The organism is Porticoccaceae bacterium LTM1 (assembly GCA_030252795.1).
Lineage (GTDB): Bacteria > Pseudomonadota > Gammaproteobacteria > Pseudomonadales > Porticoccaceae > SCSIO-12696.
Map to the genome: position 1 here is coordinate 2829576 of CP127080.1, position 16012 is coordinate 2845587.

Annotated in this window: 11 protein-coding genes; 8 read left to right on the forward strand and 3 right to left on the reverse strand. The window is 53.5% G+C overall.

The window, feature by feature from the left end:
- Positions 1 to 111: 111 nt before the first annotated feature.
- Both QP938_12335 and QP938_12340 read right to left on the reverse strand, forming a co-directional pair.
- The gene (locus QP938_12335; GenBank protein ID WIO74076.1) at positions 112 to 3213 is read right to left on the reverse strand and encodes an efflux RND transporter permease subunit; all 3102 of its coding nucleotides are present in this window, start codon (positions 3211 to 3213) and stop codon (positions 112 to 114) included.
- 14 nt (positions 3214 to 3227) lie between these two features.
- Positions 3228 to 4397 (reverse strand): efflux RND transporter periplasmic adaptor subunit, encoded by a 1170-nt coding sequence (locus QP938_12340; GenBank protein WIO74077.1) that lies wholly within the window; start codon positions 4395 to 4397, stop codon positions 3228 to 3230.
- Positions 4398 to 4699: 302 nt separating this feature from the next.
- On the opposite strand from QP938_12340, the gene prmA reads away from it, so the two are divergent.
- From prmA to purD, 8 genes are all read left to right on the forward strand, one after another.
- Entirely contained in the window at positions 4700 to 5581 is an 882-nt protein-coding gene (prmA, locus tag QP938_12345; GenBank protein WIO74078.1) for a 50S ribosomal protein L11 methyltransferase, read from the forward strand.
- Positions 5582 to 5607: 26 nt separating this feature from the next.
- On the forward strand, positions 5608 to 6960 hold the full coding sequence (locus tag QP938_12350) for a DUF3426 domain-containing protein (protein WIO74079.1): 1353 nt from the start codon (positions 5608 to 5610) through the stop codon (positions 6958 to 6960).
- A gap of 146 nt (positions 6961 to 7106) precedes the next feature.
- On the forward strand, positions 7107 to 8060 hold the full coding sequence (gene dusB, locus QP938_12355) for a tRNA dihydrouridine synthase DusB (GenBank protein WIO75664.1): 954 nt from the start codon (positions 7107 to 7109) through the stop codon (positions 8058 to 8060).
- Positions 8057 to 8353, forward strand: a complete 297-nt coding sequence (gene fis / locus QP938_12360; GenBank protein ID WIO74080.1) for a DNA-binding transcriptional regulator Fis — start codon at positions 8057 to 8059, stop codon at positions 8351 to 8353. Before dusB ends, fis begins: the two co-directional genes overlap by 4 nt.
- Before the next feature lie 56 nt (positions 8354 to 8409).
- Positions 8410 to 9999, forward strand: coding sequence for a bifunctional phosphoribosylaminoimidazolecarboxamide formyltransferase/IMP cyclohydrolase (gene purH / locus QP938_12365; GenBank protein ID WIO74081.1), 1590 nt, complete (start codon positions 8410 to 8412; stop codon positions 9997 to 9999).
- 456 nt (positions 10000 to 10455) lie between these two features.
- Positions 10456 to 11046 (forward strand): hypothetical protein, encoded by a 591-nt coding sequence (locus QP938_12370; GenBank protein ID WIO74082.1) that lies wholly within the window; start codon positions 10456 to 10458, stop codon positions 11044 to 11046.
- 425 nt (positions 11047 to 11471) lie between these two features.
- Positions 11472 to 13991 carry a TonB-dependent receptor gene (locus QP938_12375; protein ID WIO74083.1) on the forward strand — a complete coding sequence of 840 codons (2520 nt, stop codon included), beginning with the start codon at positions 11472 to 11474 and terminating at the stop codon, positions 13989 to 13991.
- A gap of 151 nt (positions 13992 to 14142) precedes the next feature.
- A complete protein-coding gene (gene purD / locus QP938_12380; GenBank protein ID WIO74084.1) occupies positions 14143 to 15432 on the forward strand; it encodes a phosphoribosylamine--glycine ligase in 1290 nt (429 codons plus the stop codon).
- A 292-nt stretch (positions 15433 to 15724) separates the two neighbouring features.
- On the opposite strand, the gene QP938_12385 is transcribed toward purD, so the two are convergent.
- Complete coding sequence (locus tag QP938_12385) at positions 15725 to 15985, reverse strand: EF-hand domain-containing protein (protein ID WIO74085.1); 261 nt, start codon at positions 15983 to 15985, stop codon at positions 15725 to 15727.
- Positions 15986 to 16012 lie beyond the last annotated feature (27 nt).

Consider the following 16012-nt stretch of genomic DNA (forward strand, 5'->3'; position numbering starts at 1 on the left):
AACTAGCATAGATGAATCAGAAGCCGTTCAACTTCTGATTCATCTCTTGGCATAATACACCACACAAATCGTGTGGCGACCTTGTGGTATGTAGAGAAAAATCCCCGCTAATTAAGTATTCCGTTTGGATATCCTCTCCACCATCACATAAAACATCGGCACAAAGAATATCGCGATTAACGTTGCCGACAACATGCCGCCAATTAACGCGATACCAATGGCATTTTGACTCGCAGAGCCAGCTCCCGAGGAAATTGCCAGTGGCGTGACACCAAGAATAAACGCCATCGATGTCATCACAATAGGCCTGAAACGCAACTTGGCTGCAATAGCGGTCGCCTCCAGCAAACTGTGCCCCTGCTTGTAGAGATCCTTGGCAAATTCCACAATCAAAATGGCGTTTTTGGACGACAACCCGATGGTGGTCAAAAAGGCCACCTGGAAATAGACATCGTTGCTCAATCCAAACATACCTGTGGCTACTACTGCCCCCAGGATCCCCAGCGGAATAATCAAAATAACCGCAAATGGAACCGTCCAGCTTTCATAGAGCGCGGCCAGACAGAGGAACACCACCAGAATGGAGAGCGCATACAACGCCGGTGCCTGCGATCCACTTTCACGCTCTTCATAAGAGAGACCAGTCCACTCATGACCGATACCTTCGGGCAGTTGCGACACCAGCTTTTCCATTTCCGCCATGGCGACACCTGAGCTCACACCCGCAGCTGGCGAACCCTGTATATTCAGGGACGAAATGCCGTTAAAGCGCTCCAGTCTCGGTGAGCCGTAACTCCAGTGGCCGCTGGAAAATGCACTGAACGGCACCATCTCACCGGTGTTGTTCCGCACGTACCACTTATCAACATCTTCCGGGGTCATGCGATCCGGCGCATCCGCCTGCATGTACACCTTCTTGATGCGACCTTCATCCATAAAGTCGTTGACGTAACGTGAACCCCAGGCTGTTTGCAGGGTTTGTTGAATGACATCAATGGACAAACCAAGCGCCGAAGCTTTTTCAAAATCGATATCAATTTTGTACTGAGGTACATCGTTAAGGCCGTTGGGACGCACCCCCATCAGCTGACTGTTTTGTGCCGCCATCCCAAGCAACTGATTGCGCGCCTGCATAAAGTCTTCGTGACTGAGGTCACCGCGATTTAACAACTGCAAATCGAAACCGGTAGCATTACCCAGCTCCTGAATCGGTGGCGGGAAAAAGGCAAACGCCATGGCATCCTTGATGGTCGACAGAAAGCCCATCGCCCTGCCAGCAATGGCAAAGACTGTCTGGTCTTCGTTGGGGCGCTCGCTCCAGTCTTTCAGCTTCACAAAGCCCAGACCGGAATTTTGCGCGCTACCGGCAAAACTGAAGCCAACCACGGTAAACAGATGGTCTATGTTTTCGGACTCTTCCTCCAGAAAGTAATCTTCAATCTGCTTCAGGCTCTCCAGGGTACGGCTGGCGGTCGCGCCGGGAGGCGCATTTACCATCATAAACATGGTGCCCTGGTCTTCATCGGGGATAAACGCTGTGGGCAGTTTGCTGAACAGCAGCATCAAGCCACCCACCAGCACCACGTAGATAATCAGGAATCGGCCGATGCGACGGGACATAAACCCGGAGCCCTGTTGGTACGCGTCGCGGCCGCGATTAAACCAGCGGTTAAACCAACCAAAGAAACCCGTTTTCTTTTCAATATGACCATTCTTGGCTGGCTTCAGTAACATCGCACAGAGCGAGGGTGATAGTACCAACGCGACGACAACCGATAGCGCCATCGCCGACACGATGGTGATGGAAAACTGCCGATAGATCGCACCCGTAGAACCACTAAAGAATGCCATCGGTACAAACACGGCTGACAGTACCAGGCCAATTCCAACCAGCGCGCCAGTAATCTGGTCCATGGATTTACGAGTCGCTTCCAGAGGAGACAAGCCCTCTTCTGCCATAATCCGCTCGACGTTTTCCACCACAACGATGGCATCGTCCACCAGCAGACCAATGGCCAGCACCATACCGAACATTGTGAGGGTGTTGATGGTATACCCAAACGCGGCCAACACCGCGAAGGTACCCAACAACACCACCGGTACTGCAATACTGGGAATCAGTGTTGCCCTCACGTTCTGGAGGAACAGGTACATCACCAGGAATACCAGAATCACTGCCTCAATCAGGGTTTTTACCACCCCGACAATGGACAGCTCCACAAAGGGAGTGTTGTCGTAGGGGTAAACCACCTTCACACTCGATGGCAGACTTTTCTCCAGCTCCGTCATTTTCTCTTTAACGGCGGCGGCAGTGTCCAGCGCATTTGCACCGGATGCCAGGCTGATGGCCATGCCCGAGGCTGGCTGGCGCTTATATCGAGCAATGGTGCTGTACTGTTCTGAACCCAACTCGACTCGAGCTACGTCCTTGAGGCGCACCTGGGAGCCGTCGGGATTGACTCTCAAAATGATGTTTTTAAACTCTTCAGCAGTCTGCATCCGCGACTGTGCAGTGATGGTAGCAGTAAGCTGCTGGCCTTCCACTGCCGGCAATCCACCCAACTGGCCTGCCGAGACATCCGAGTTCTGCACGCTCACCGCATTGGCAACGTCCACAGTAGTGAGTCGATAGCTGTTGAGCTTGTCGGCATTCAGCCAGATTCGCATGGCGTGCTGGGTACCAAATACCCGCACACTACCAACACCGTTTACCCTGGCGATGGCATCCTGAATTTTCGAGGACAACATATCGCCCAGATCGTACTGACTGACCGAACCATCTTCCGAGTAAAGACCGATTACCAAGAGGAAATTGTTGTTGGCCTTGGTGACCGAAACCCCCTGGGATTGCACCTCCCTGGGAAGCTGTGGCATAGCAGCCTGAATTTTGTTCTGGGTTTGCACCAGAGCGATATCCGGATCTGCTTCTGGTTCAAAGGTCAGGGTGATAGCTGCGCTGCCATCGGAGCTGGTAGAGCTGAAGTAGCGCAGGTTATCGATTCCGGTAAGGCGCTGTTCAATGATCTGGGTAACGCTGTTCTCCACCGCCTTCGCTGACGCACCGGGGTATGTCGCGGACACTGTAACCGACGGGGGCGCAACCTTGGGGTACAACTCCACCGGCAACTGCTCGATAGAGAGCGCACCGGCGAGCATAATAATTATGGCAATGACCAGTGAAAACACTGGTCGATCGATAAAAAATCTCGACATGGGAAGCGTTCCTGCTAGTAGGCGGCTGACTCTGCGGTGGGTGCTTGATTAACAGCGTCAGATGTTGCGGGATTAACTGTCGCCCCCGGTCTGATCTTCTGAAACCCCGCCACCACAATGGTGTCGCCTTCGGCCAGACCTTCGGTCACCAACCAGTGATTACCAACTTCGCGCTCGGCCTGAATCGTGAAAGGGCTGACTGTGTTGTCTGCAGCTACTCGCCAAACCTGCAAGCTGCCATCCGGCGTGCGGTTGGTAGCCCGCTGCGGCACCAGAAATCCCTGCTGTGAAGGCAGTTCAATAGTCGCCCGAACAAACATGCCCGGCAACAATAGCTGGTCCGGGTTAGGAAATTCCGCTCTCATCACTACCGAGCTGGTGCTTTCATCCACAGTTACATCGGCAAACTGAATCTCGCCTTTGTGAGGATAAGGCTGGGCGCTACCGTCAACATTCAGCGACACTGCCAGAATATCGGTCTTACTCATACTGCGCATACGCATCAGGTCAGCACTGGATTGGGTAAGGTCCACATAAACCGGGTCGAGTTGGGTTACGCGGGTCAGTTCGGATTCCTGACTGGCAGTCACCAGTGCGCCTTCGGTCACCAGTGAGCGTCCGACCCGGCCGGAGATTGGCGCATAGACCTTGGTGTAATCGAGGTCAATTTTGGCGCGGGCAACGTTGGCCTCGGCGATAGCTACATCAGCCTTGGCCTGCTCGTGTGCCACTTTTACATCGTCGTACTGCTGCTGGCTGACAAGGTGCTTTTCAATCAGTCCATCGTAGCGCTTGGCAGTTGACTCGGCGGCCTTCAAATTAGCCCGGCTTCTTTGCAATTGCGCTAAAGCACTGCTGTAAGCGGCCTGATAAAGGCCTGGATCAATTTGATACAGCTGCTGGCCAGCCTCGACATAGCTACCCTCTTTAAACAGGCGTTTGGTAATAATGCCACTCACCTGGGGACGAATTTCAGCCACTTTCTGTGCTGCAACCCTTCCCGGCAGTTCATCAAACAGTCGTACTTGCTGTTTGTGTACCGCCATCACATCCACTGGCACCGCTTTCTGTCCATGGGCCATCGCCTGTTGCTGATCGGCGTCACTACTGCCGGCAGGCCAATAATAAAAGGCCAAACCGACGACACCGGCCAGAATGACTATGAGCAAAATGCTCTTTTTCATAACTCGCGTCCTTTACTACAAAGCTGAACCACTCAAAGAGGGGCTATAACTGAGGCCTTTTAATACTAGAAGATCGCCGCCGAAAAGGAGCCAATGAAGCGAACATTCAATGAGTGTTAAATTGCCCGAATAAAAAGAAAAACCATTAGGGCCATTACTATCCGATGGGCGTGTCGATATCAGACACAGCAGAAATTGAGGGTGAATTATCACTAGCTCAACGTTAAGGAAGGGTAAACAGCCTATCCACTGTTATCCGCCGCCTCATTCGATGATAATGGCCATATTATCAAGGGGATTATATGAGCTGGTTACAACTGAAACTGGATACTACTCGCGACGGCGTTGAAGCCGTGGAAGATGCATTACTGGCTGCAGGTGCAGTTTCAGTGACATTGCTGGACCGGGCCGATCAGCCCATTCTTGAACCCGCGGTGGGTGAAACCCCTCTTTGGGACCAGGTACGGGTCATCGGCCTGTTCACCGCCAACACAGACACCGAACAGGCCACCGAAACGGCGAGAGACTCTCTTGGCAAAGAGCTTCCAGACCACAGCTGGGAAATTCTAGAGGACAAGGATTGGGAGAGGGAGTGGATGAAGTATTACCACCCCATCCAATGTGGAGAACGCTTGTGGATCTGCCCGAGCTGGCTGGAACCACCGGTACCAAATGCCGTCAACCTGATGCTGGATCCGGGTCTCGCCTTTGGCACTGGCACTCACCCAACCACTTTTTTGTGTCTGCAATGGCTGGACGGTATCGACCTGAAGGGTAAAACTGTAGTGGATTATGGGTGCGGCTCAGGAATTCTTGGCATCGCTGCCCTGTTGCTGGGGGCAGAGAAAGTGATTGCCATCGACAATGACCCTCAGGCACTGCTCGCCACTCGTGACAATGGTGAAAGAAACAACATTGACCCGAACAAGCTGTTCACCTACTTGCCCGGTGAACAACCTGAACTGCAAGCGGATGTGACCGTAGCCAATATTCTCGCCGCGCCGCTTATCAGCCTTGCTGAAACCATCAGCGGCTTGACTCGTTCCGGCGGCAAACTCTGCATGGCTGGGCTGATTGTTCCCCAGATTGAAGATGTCATGGCACCTTACGCAAACCAGTTCGAGTTCGACACTCCGGTGAGCAAAGAGGATTGGGCGCGCCTGTCCGGCGTAAAAACACAATAACCTGATAATTGCATAGTCTTTACTGAATGGAATTTATTACACGCTGCCCGGCTTGCCAGATAGCCTTTCGCGTAACCGCCACCCAGCTTAAGCTGGCCAGCGGCCGCGTACGCTGTGGCGCCTGCCTGACGATTTTTAATGCCGAGCAGCATCGTCAGGATGTTGAACCTGAGCCATCGGATCAACAGCAAGACGAGTACAAGAACCAGCTGGAAGTTCAGCGCCTGGCGACTGAGAGCCTCGCCCGCAGCCGCCAGAATCGCCAACAGGCAGAAGCACAGTCCAGTTTTGAGCTGGAGGACGACCAGGCGGAGAACAAAGAACAGGAAGACGACTGGCTGATCCACGACGATATGGATAGGTCCCCGGATTCAGTGCTTGATTCTGAATCTGAGCCAACGTCCGGCGACCAACCTGATTCTACTGAGCTCGAACCAGCTACCGGGCAAGCGATGGCCGAAGAAAAGCCTGAACAAGACTATGATGGTGATCTGGCCGACCTTCCAACCGAAGCGCCCATTGCCACAGAATCCGCCTCCTCCACAGTCAGCGACGTGCTGACCGCCGAGAGCGAACAGGCGATTGTCGAGAGCGAGAAAGCAGCCCTGGAGAGCGAGAAAGCGGCCCTGGAGAGCGAGAAAGCGGCCCTGGAAAGCGAGAAAGCGGCCCTGGAAAGCGAGGAAGCACCTCAAGACTGCGAGACGCTGCTAACAACCGAGCTCGATCATCCGCCCATAGATCCTGAGCACCGGCTCGATGCCCCCGAACCTCCGCACGAACCCGCCATTAACGTTCTGCCGGATGGCGATGGACCCATTCCCCTTGGCAGCGACAGCGCCGAGTTTATACCTGAAGCCATCGAAGCTGATCCTGACAGCCCGTTTACCGCTACCAAAGCCAGACCCAAACAACGCAGACCGCTCACCATCGCCGCCTGCCTGCTGGCGCTGGTGGCACTGCCCACTCAGTACATTTACTTTAATTACGATGCGCTTATTCAAAACCCGCAGTACCGAACCTGGATAGAGCCGGTCACCAGCAAACTGGGTATCAAGCTGCCACAATTGGTCAATCTGGATTTGATTCTGAGCCAGCACCTGATGGTGATTAGCCACCCTACCGAACCTGATGCCCTGTTAGTGGAAGCCGTCCTGATTAACAAAGCCGGCTTTGATCAGTCATTTCCCGATCTATTACTGAAGTTTGAGAATGTACAAGGTGTGCCAGTAGCCGAGCGCCGCTTTTCTCCCAGTGAATATTTGAGCGGAGAACTGACTGCTGACAGTCCGTTTCCCAGCCAGCGGCCGGTACGAATTCGACTCAGTATTGTAGACCCGGGGCCAAACGCCACCAATTACCAACTTTTGATCAGCAAATAACCAATTTCGCTTTATTCTGCCCTGCCATTGCGAGTATCATTAGCGCCCCTCGCTGAGGGGTGCTCAAATATTGATCAACCTCAACGGGCAGCGCAGTGTTTCAGATCGGACCTTTTACCATAAAACACCCCACCATCCTGGCTCCCATGGCCGGGGTGACCGACTTGCCGTTTCGGCAATTGTGTCGGCAGATGGGCGCGGGTTTGGTGGTATCGGAAATGGTCACCAGTGACACCTCGTTGTGGCACAGCCGCAAGTCACAACAGCGTTTGATTCACCGCGACGAACCGGCACCACGCTCGGTGCAGATTGCCGGCGCCGACCCGCAGATGATGGCGGAAGCGGCACGCGCCAATGTGGAGCTGGGCGCACAGATTATCGATATCAATATGGGTTGTCCGGCCAAAAAGGTGTGCAAACGCGCCGCCGGTTCAGCACTGTTGGCGGATGAACCGCTGGTGGCCGAAATTCTTCAAGCCGTGGTAAGCGCCGTCGACGTACCGGTGACCCTGAAGATTCGCACCGGCAGCAATCCGGAGCAGCGCAATGGTGTAACCATTGCCAAACTGGCGCAGGATGCCGGCATCGCCGCCCTCGCCGTACACGGTCGCACTCGCGCCTGCCGTTTTATGGGCACTGCCGAGTACGACACCATCGCCACCATTGTGGACGCTGTGGAGATTCCGGTGTTTGCCAACGGCGACATCGACAGCCCGAAAAAAGCGCGCCGAGTGCTCGATCACACCGGCGCCGCTGCAGTGATGATAGGCCGCAGCGCACAGGGGCGACCCTGGATTTTTCGCGAGATTAATCACTACCTCGCGACCGGAAACGAATTAGCGGAGCCGCAGCTGGACGAAGTGCACCAGCTGCTGCACCAACACCTCGACGGTTTGCACCAGCACTATGGTGACTACCTCGGGGTGCGCATCGCGCGAAAACATATCGGCTGGTACCTGGAAACTCTGAAGGGGGATGACAGCACTGTTACCCGCCAGTTAAAAGCGCGATTCAATGGCCTTGAGAGCCAGCAACAACAAGTGACTTTTTTAGAACAACTCTTTGCCGATTTGGCACAGCTTCAGGAACAAGTAGCATGACACCGGATACCTTTACGATTGAAGTCGATAACGAAACGGAAGCACAAATTGAAGAAGTTCACGAGCACGACTCACTGCGCCAGTGCACCGAGCACGCACTGAAGCATTTTTTTGAGTGTCTCGACGGCCAGATGACCACCGACCTCTATGAGTTGGTAATCAGCGAAGTGGAACAGCCACTGCTGGAACTCACCATGGCCTATACCCGCAACAACCAGAGCAAAACCGCAGAGATCCTCGGCCTGAATCGCGGCACCCTGCGCAAGAAGCTCAAGCAGTACAACCTGCTGTAATTAACCCGTTTATTGATTTTCCAGCCATACCGACCCAAACCCAGGACCACAACACGATGACCGACCAACTGACCACCGTGAAGCGCGCCCTTATCAGCGTATCCGACAAAACCGGAATTGTAGAATTTGCCCAGGCGCTGAGCGCACAAGGGGTAGAAATTCTCTCCACTGGCGGCACTTTCCGCCTGCTGACTGAAAATGGCGTAGCTGCTATCGAAGTGTCCGACTACACCGGCTTCCCGGAGATGATGGACGGTCGCGTAAAAACCCTGCACCCGAAAGTACATGGTGGCATCCTTGGTCGTCGCGGCAAAGACGATGCGGTAATGGCCGAGCACGGCATTCAGGCCATCGACATGGTCGTGGTCAACCTCTATCCGTTTAAAGCGACCGTTGCTGACCCCAACTGCGACCTGCCAACCGCTATCGAAAACATCGATATCGGCGGCCCGACCATGGTTCGTTCTGCCGCCAAAAACCACAAAGACGTAGCAATTGTGGTTAACGCCAGCGACTACGACTCAGTACTGGCAGAGATGACCGCAAACAACGGCGCGCTGAGCTACGAAACCCGCTACGACCTGATGGTTAAAGCGTTCGAGCACACTGCCATGTACGACGGCATGATCGCCAACCACTTTGGCGCTCGCAGTCCTCTTGAAAGCGGGTCAATCGAGAAGCGCGACTTCCCGAACACTTACAACGCCCAGTACATTAAGGCGCAGGAAATGCGTTACGGCGAGAACCCACACCAAAAAGCGGCGTTCTACAAAGAAGCCGAGCCGGCGGAAGCCTCCGTTTCCACCGCCACCCAGCTGCAGGGCAAAGAGCTGTCATTCAACAACGTGGCCGACACCGACGCTGCACTGGAAACCGTCAAGCTGTTTGAAGAGCCAGCTTGTGTAATCGTCAAGCACGCCAATCCTTGTGGCGTTGCTGTTGCTACCGACATCCAGACTGCCTACGAGCTGGCCTTTGCCACCGATCCCGAGTCTGCGTTTGGTGGCATTATCGCCTTCAACCGCGAACTGGATGCCGAAACCGCTGCAGTCATCGTTGAGAAGCAGTTTGTGGAAGTAATCATTGCTCCGTCTGTGGCCGATGCTGCAGTGGAAGTGGTTGCTGCCAAAAAGAACGTTCGCCTGCTGGCCTGTGGCGAATGGGGCAGCGAGCGCCCGGTTAGCTATGACTACAAGCGCGTAAACGGCGGCCTGCTGATTCAGGAAAAAGACAACGGCATGGTCAACAAAGAAGACCTGAAAGTGGTTACCAAAAAGGTACCTACCGAAGACGAAATGAACGACCTGCTGTTCGCCTGGAAAGTCGCCAAAATGGTTAAATCCAACGCCATCATCTATGGCAAAAACGGCCAGACCGTTGGTGTCGGCGCTGGTCAGATGAGCCGCGTTAACTCCGCCCGCATCGCCGCCATCAAGGCCGAGCACGCCGGCCTGGAAGTAAAGGGCGCGGTCATGGCCTCTGACGCTTTCTTCCCGTTCCGCGATGGCATCGACAATGCTGCCAAGGTTGGCATCAGTGCGGTGATTCAGCCGGGAGGTTCAATGCGCGATGACGAAGTGATTGCTGCGGCGGATGAGCATGGCATGGCTATGGTATTCACCGGAATGCGTCACTTCCGCCACTGAGGATGAATCTTTTGCACGGATACCGCGTTGCTGTTTATTGCTGCGATGCTCACCTACTACAGTAGGCTCCGGTTGACTCGCGATGCTCGGTCCTACGGACCGCCTGCGGCGCCCAAATCGCAGATTTGTCTCACAACGAACGCGCCTTACCAGGGCACAAAATCTACTGCCTCAGTAGATTTTGTGATTTCTTGAAAAGCCGAACTTTTGTTCGGCTTTTTTAATTGTGCGGGGCTCTACCTCAGCACAATAGCAAACACCCGGAAAGTAAAAGCCCCGATCTAAAGCTTGGGTTTGCGGATTTTTTGCCAAGCCTCTTAGAATTATTTACTTGCGCCCCCTCTCCACCAACCCTTTAAGGAAACATCCGTCTCTTGTTTGTCATAAATCTGTCATTTATGATTCATGAGCCAGTAGTTAAGGCAAATATACTAATAAATTAAAGGATGGATTCAGATGAAAAAACTACTCACTACAACTATCGCCGCTGCCGCCTTTGGACTGTGCGCCAACACCATGGCCGAAGGTATTAACTTTGATTATCTCGATATTGGATACGTAGATACCGAATATGACATCAAAGTCGATGGCCTCGGCTCAGCTGATATGGATACTGATGGTTTTGCTTTAGACTTCAGCAAGATGATTGGCAGCAACATGTACTTCACCGCCAATTACGCCGACCAGTCCGATGACATGACTGAAAGCCGTTTCGGCCTGGGCTATGTGATGGCAAGAGACGACAAGGCTGCTGCTTATGTACGTGCCGAGTATGTAAAAACCGACATCTTCAGCAATGAAGAAGGCTATAACGCCGGCTTTGGTTACCGCTCAAAAACCGACGGCATTTTTGAGTACGGCATCGAAATCGATTACACCGACATCAACGTTCTATCCGGAGTGGGCTTTGAACCATATGCCCAATTCAACTTTGACAATGGCATGAGCCTGAGAGGCAGCTATGACTACTCAGACCTTGATGGCAGCGGATTTGAGATGAAAACCAAGTCTTTCCAGGTAAGCCTGCGGCTGAACTTCAATAAATAAGATCAAATCGACCAAAAAGCCGGATTGAAGTCCGGCTTTTTCATATCTACAAACCCCTGTTGCTATTTTTCAACACCGATCAAACCTATAGGCCTTCGACACCAAAAGATACAGTTCACCCCCAGGATTCCTTCATGTCACCAACGACATCTCATTCCATGAATCTGCTGGTCACCGAAAGAGGTAGCCGCGAACACGCCCTGACGCTGTCGAACCCTACTGCTTCTAACCCTTTCGATAAAATCCCGTAAAGAATTTTTGACACCTTGACATACCTTGCCAGCAAACCCAGGCATTGACCACCCTCGACAAAATCTTTATATGTAAAGTTAATTTTATTCCAACAAAATCATAATAAAACCAATTGCAGGGAATGAAATTCCATAAATACACCATAAAATGAGTCAAATAGTTAGGGGTAATAGATGAAAGTAAATTCCAAGTTCTACAAACATCCACTCGCAGCAACCATCTTTGCACTTACCAGTTCAGCAACATTAACAACTATTCCTGCCCACGCCTCCGAAGAGATCATTGAAGAAGTTCTCTCCATCGGTACACGAGTAGCCGGCCGCACCGCCACCGAATCGGCAGTGCCGGTAGATGTAATCAACGAATCCGAACTCACCAAGAACGGCTTTACCGAACTGGGCCAGTCACTTCAGGTTTCCGCACCCTCTTTCAACTTTTCCCGAACCCAGGTTTCCGACGGCTCTGACCTGTTCCGCCCAGCCACTCTGCGTGGCCTGCAACCCGACCAGACCCTGGTACTGGTCAATGGCAAGCGCCGCCACACCCAGGCCATTTTTGCACTTTCCGGAACGGTTGGTGAAGGTGCCGCCGGCACCGATATGAACGCCATCCCGCTGTCAGCCCTTCGTGGTGTTGAGGTCCTGCGCGACGGCGCAGCAGCACAGTATGGTTCCGACGCCATCGCAGGGGTGATTAACCTGAATCTGAAAGAGACCGTCGACGAGACCACCTCCTACTTACAGTGGGGCCAGACCAAAGAGGGTGATGGCGACACGCTGTCACTGGGCATCAACTCCGGTTTCGAACTGGGCGATGATGGCGGCTTTATCAATTTGACATTTGAATATCGCGACGGCGATCGCACCAATCGCGCCCAGCGAGACATCGGCGGCTCCTCCACCATCGCCCCTGGAGAGCTTTCCGACGATGTGCGCTGGCACATGGGAGATGCCGATACCGAATTTACCACCGTTTTCTACAACGCCATGCTGCCACTGGCTGGCGGCGAGCTCTACTCATTCGGCGGACTCTCCAACCGCACCGCCCTGGGCTCAGGATTCTATCGCGACTTCAATCGCGTCGAGCGCAATGTTCCCCAGGTTTATCCAGACGGCTTTTTGCCCAACATCGACAACGAGGCCGACGACAGCTCTATTGCGGTGGGTTTTCGCACCGATCTCAGCAACGACTGGCGCATGGATACATCATTGACCTACGGCCAGAACGAGTACGCCTTTACCTCACGCAACACCATCAACAGCTCTATTGCCGCCGAGTACCTGTTCAATAACCCGGGCGCCAGCGATGCTGAAATCGCCGCCAACGCCGGACCCACTTCCGGGTTTTCAGGCGGATTTGAATTTGACCAGCTCACCTTCAACCTGGACTTCTCCGGCCACATCGACACCGGGTCAGATGAGCTACTGTATGTATCCTATGGTGCTGAGCTTCGTGAAGAGTCCTACAAAATTATTTCCGGCGACCTGGCGTCCTACTCATGCGGAAGCAGCGACAGCGGCGTATTCCCTTCTGTGATCGATGGTACAACCCCTGCCGACTGTGGCTTCCAGGCTTACCCAGGCCTGCGCCCAGAGGCGGCCACCAGCGCTGACCGAAGCAGCTATGCTCTCTATCTGGACCTCGAGAAAAATTTCACCGACAAATGGCTGGCCGGTGCCGCCCTGCGTTTCGAGGATTACGAAGAAGCTGGTAATGAGTTATCCGGAAAACTGTCTTCGCGTTATGACTTTAGCGAGACCTTCGCCCTTCGCGGCGCCCTGTCGACCGGATTCCGCGCTCCCTCTTTGCAGCAAAGTGCTTACACCGCCTTTACCACCAACATCGGCTCCGACGGCAGCCTGGCCCAGTCTTTTACCGCATCATCTGGCTCCGAACTGCCTTCTGCGCTTGGGGTGACCAACCTGAAGCTCGAGACTTCTGAGAGTGCCAGCTTCGGTATGGTTTGGAGCCCACTCGACAGCATCACGGTAACTCTCGATGCCTATAAGGTTGAGATTCAGGATCGCATCACTCTTGGCGGATTCCTGTCAGCCGATGACCTGGCGTTCAACCCGGCAGCATTGGCTGCACTGGAAGCAACCGGAGTGGCGCAGGCCAACTTCTTCTCCAACGCCGTGGACACCACCACTGAAGGAGTGGACTTGATCATCACCCACAACACCGAGTTTGCCGAAGGCAACCTGAACATCACCTTTGCGGGCAATATCAACGAAACCACCGTGGATAAAATCAATGCACCTGTTGGCATCGATCCCAATGTCGCGTTCAGCCCATTGTCCGAGTCTTTCCTGACTAACGGACAGCCCCAGGAGCGCAGCACACTGACTTTTGACTGGTCTCGTGACAAGCTGAGCGCATTGGTTCGGTTCAACTACTTCGGTGAAACCGAAGTCGACTACTTTGGCCAAAACCACATCCCCATCCCGGAGACCCAACCAACAAGCGTGGTTGAATCCGCCGTACTCGTCGACCTCAACCTCTCTTACGATGTCACCGAAAAAGTCACGCTTTCTTTTGGCGCAAACAACCTGTTCGACAAAACACCGGACGAACTGGCTGCCAACGAAGTGCTGGATATCATCACCAACAACGCCGCCCAATACCCTTTGCGGGCTCTCCCCTACGGGTTTAACGGCGCATCTTACTACCTGAAAATGAGCGCCCGATTCTAACGGCGCCCCTCCAAGGAGGACCTCATATGAGGTCCTCCTCTTTGGAAATCCTGAGTGATCAACACATCCTGTCGCAACCCCGCTAGAGACCACTGGCCCAAACAGGTACAATTCGCCCTCTTTTTCAGCCTATCAACTTCTAGTGAGCTCAATGAACGTACTTGTTATCGGCAGCGGTGGCCGTGAACACGCCCTGGCGTGGAAAGCCGCACAATCAGCAGACGTAGAAACCGTTTTTGTTGCCCCAGGTAACGCCGGCACCGCGCTGGAAGCCAAGCTGGAAAATGTCGCTATCGACGTGATGAACTTTTCCGCGCTGGCACAGTTTGCCAAGGACAATGCTGTCGAGCTGACAATCGTCGGCCCGGAAGCACCTCTGGTTGAGGGTATTGTCGACTTCTTTAGCGGCCAGGGCCTGCGCTGCTTTGGCCCAAGCAAGGGTGCAGCACAGCTTGAAGGCTCCAAGGCTTTCACCAAAGACTTTTTGGCTCGCCACAATATTCCCACCGCCGGTTATGGCAACTTTACCGATGTCGACGAGGCCATCGCCTATCTGCACAAAATGGGCGCCCCCATTGTAGTGAAAGCCGACGGCCTCGCTGCCGGCAAAGGCGTTATCGTTGCAGAGACCATGGAGCAGGCTGAAGAAGCTGTACGCGATATGCTCTCCGGCAACGCTTTTGGCGACGCCGGCTGCCGAGTGGTAATTGAGGAATTCCTGGAAGGCGAAGAAGCCAGCTTTATCGTACTGGTAGATGGTGAGCACGTTTTGCCGATGGCCACCAGCCAGGACCACAAACGCGCCTACGATGGCGACCAGGGACCAAACACCGGCGGCATGGGTGCCTATTCACCCGCACCGGTAGTTACCCCGGAAATCGATGCCCGCGTTATGGAACAGGTCATCATGCCCACCGTTCGCGGCATGGCAGCCGAAGGCAACTCTTACACCGGTTTCCTCTACGCCGGCCTGATGATTAACCCGGAAGGCCAACCAAAAGTAATCGAATACAACTGCCGTTTTGGTGATCCCGAAACCCAGCCGATCATGATGCGCCTTCAATCCGATCTGGTAGATCTTTGCCAGGCCGCAATAGATGGCAAGCTGAATGAAAAGACCACCGACTGGGATCAGCGCGCCGCCGTAGGTGTTGTCCTGGCCGCAGGAGGTTACCCTGGCAGCTACACCAAAGGTGATGCTATCTCCGGCCTGCCGACTACCTATTCTGAAGACGCCAAAGTCTTTCACGCCGGTACGGCAATGAACGGTGATGATGTGGTCACCAGCGGCGGCCGCGTACTCTGTGCCACTGCTCTCGGAAACAGTGTTTCAGAGGCCCAGGCCAAGGCTTACGAGCTGGTTAAACAGATTAATTGGAATGGTGTTGAGTACCGCACCGACATCGCCTACAGAGCGATTGCTCGGGAGCAACAAGGCTAATTCAAGTAAAAACTGAAAATCAAAAAAGCGGACTCAGTATGAGCCCGCTTTTTTTATGCCTTATTTATTCCCCAAGGCCTAGTCACCTATTTTCGTCCAGAAGAATCAGAGAACGAAACAAACGAGATATACCAGGGAAATAAAAAAGGCGGACTACTCAAAACTAATGGGGGGTAGTTTGCCAGTTGATCCCGCGCCCTCCTGGCGCGGGAAACAAAAGTAGCCCACCTTAAAGGGGTTCCTGAGCGAATCACTTAAGATTCGCTCAGGAAATCAATTACCTAAAAGATGATTAACCCAACAGGCCGTTGGCATCTTCTTTGGCCAGCTTGGCAAATTCTTCAGCAGTCAGTTTGCCGTCAGAATCCACGTCCAGCTTTTTGAATACTTCTTCAGTCAGGCCTTTGTCAGTGGCTTCTTGCATTTCCACAGTGCCGTTCTGGTCTTTGTCCAATGCCTTGAATACCATGTCGTGAGCATTTTCTTTGGTTTCACCAGCGCTAACGGTGGCAGACAGGGCAAATACGGACAGGGCTGCGATCAGTGATTTCATCTTTAACTCCTAAATTTCATTTATTAA

What these genes read in the sequence shown, in the direction of transcription:
- QP938_12335 (WIO74076.1), bottom strand. Translation starts at nt 3,213, where the DNA reads ATGTCGAGATTTTTTATCGATCGACCAGTGTTTTCACTGGTCATTGCC.
- QP938_12340 (WIO74077.1), bottom strand. Translation starts at nt 4,397, where the DNA reads ATGAAAAAGAGCATTTTGCTCATAGTCATTCTGGCCGGTGTCGTCGGT.
- prmA (WIO74078.1), top strand. Translation starts at nt 4,700, where the DNA reads ATGAGCTGGTTACAACTGAAACTGGATACTACTCGCGACGGCGTTGAA.
- QP938_12350 (WIO74079.1), top strand. Translation starts at nt 5,608, where the DNA reads ATGGAATTTATTACACGCTGCCCGGCTTGCCAGATAGCCTTTCGCGTA.
- dusB (WIO75664.1), top strand. Translation starts at nt 7,107, where the DNA reads ATGGCCGGGGTGACCGACTTGCCGTTTCGGCAATTGTGTCGGCAGATG.
- fis (WIO74080.1), top strand. Translation starts at nt 8,057, where the DNA reads ATGACACCGGATACCTTTACGATTGAAGTCGATAACGAAACGGAAGCA.
- purH (WIO74081.1), top strand. Translation starts at nt 8,410, where the DNA reads ATGACCGACCAACTGACCACCGTGAAGCGCGCCCTTATCAGCGTATCC.
- QP938_12370 (WIO74082.1), top strand. Translation starts at nt 10,456, where the DNA reads ATGAAAAAACTACTCACTACAACTATCGCCGCTGCCGCCTTTGGACTG.
- QP938_12375 (WIO74083.1), top strand. Translation starts at nt 11,472, where the DNA reads ATGAAAGTAAATTCCAAGTTCTACAAACATCCACTCGCAGCAACCATC.
- purD (WIO74084.1), top strand. Translation starts at nt 14,143, where the DNA reads ATGAACGTACTTGTTATCGGCAGCGGTGGCCGTGAACACGCCCTGGCG.
- QP938_12385 (WIO74085.1), bottom strand. Translation starts at nt 15,985, where the DNA reads ATGAAATCACTGATCGCAGCCCTGTCCGTATTTGCCCTGTCTGCCACC.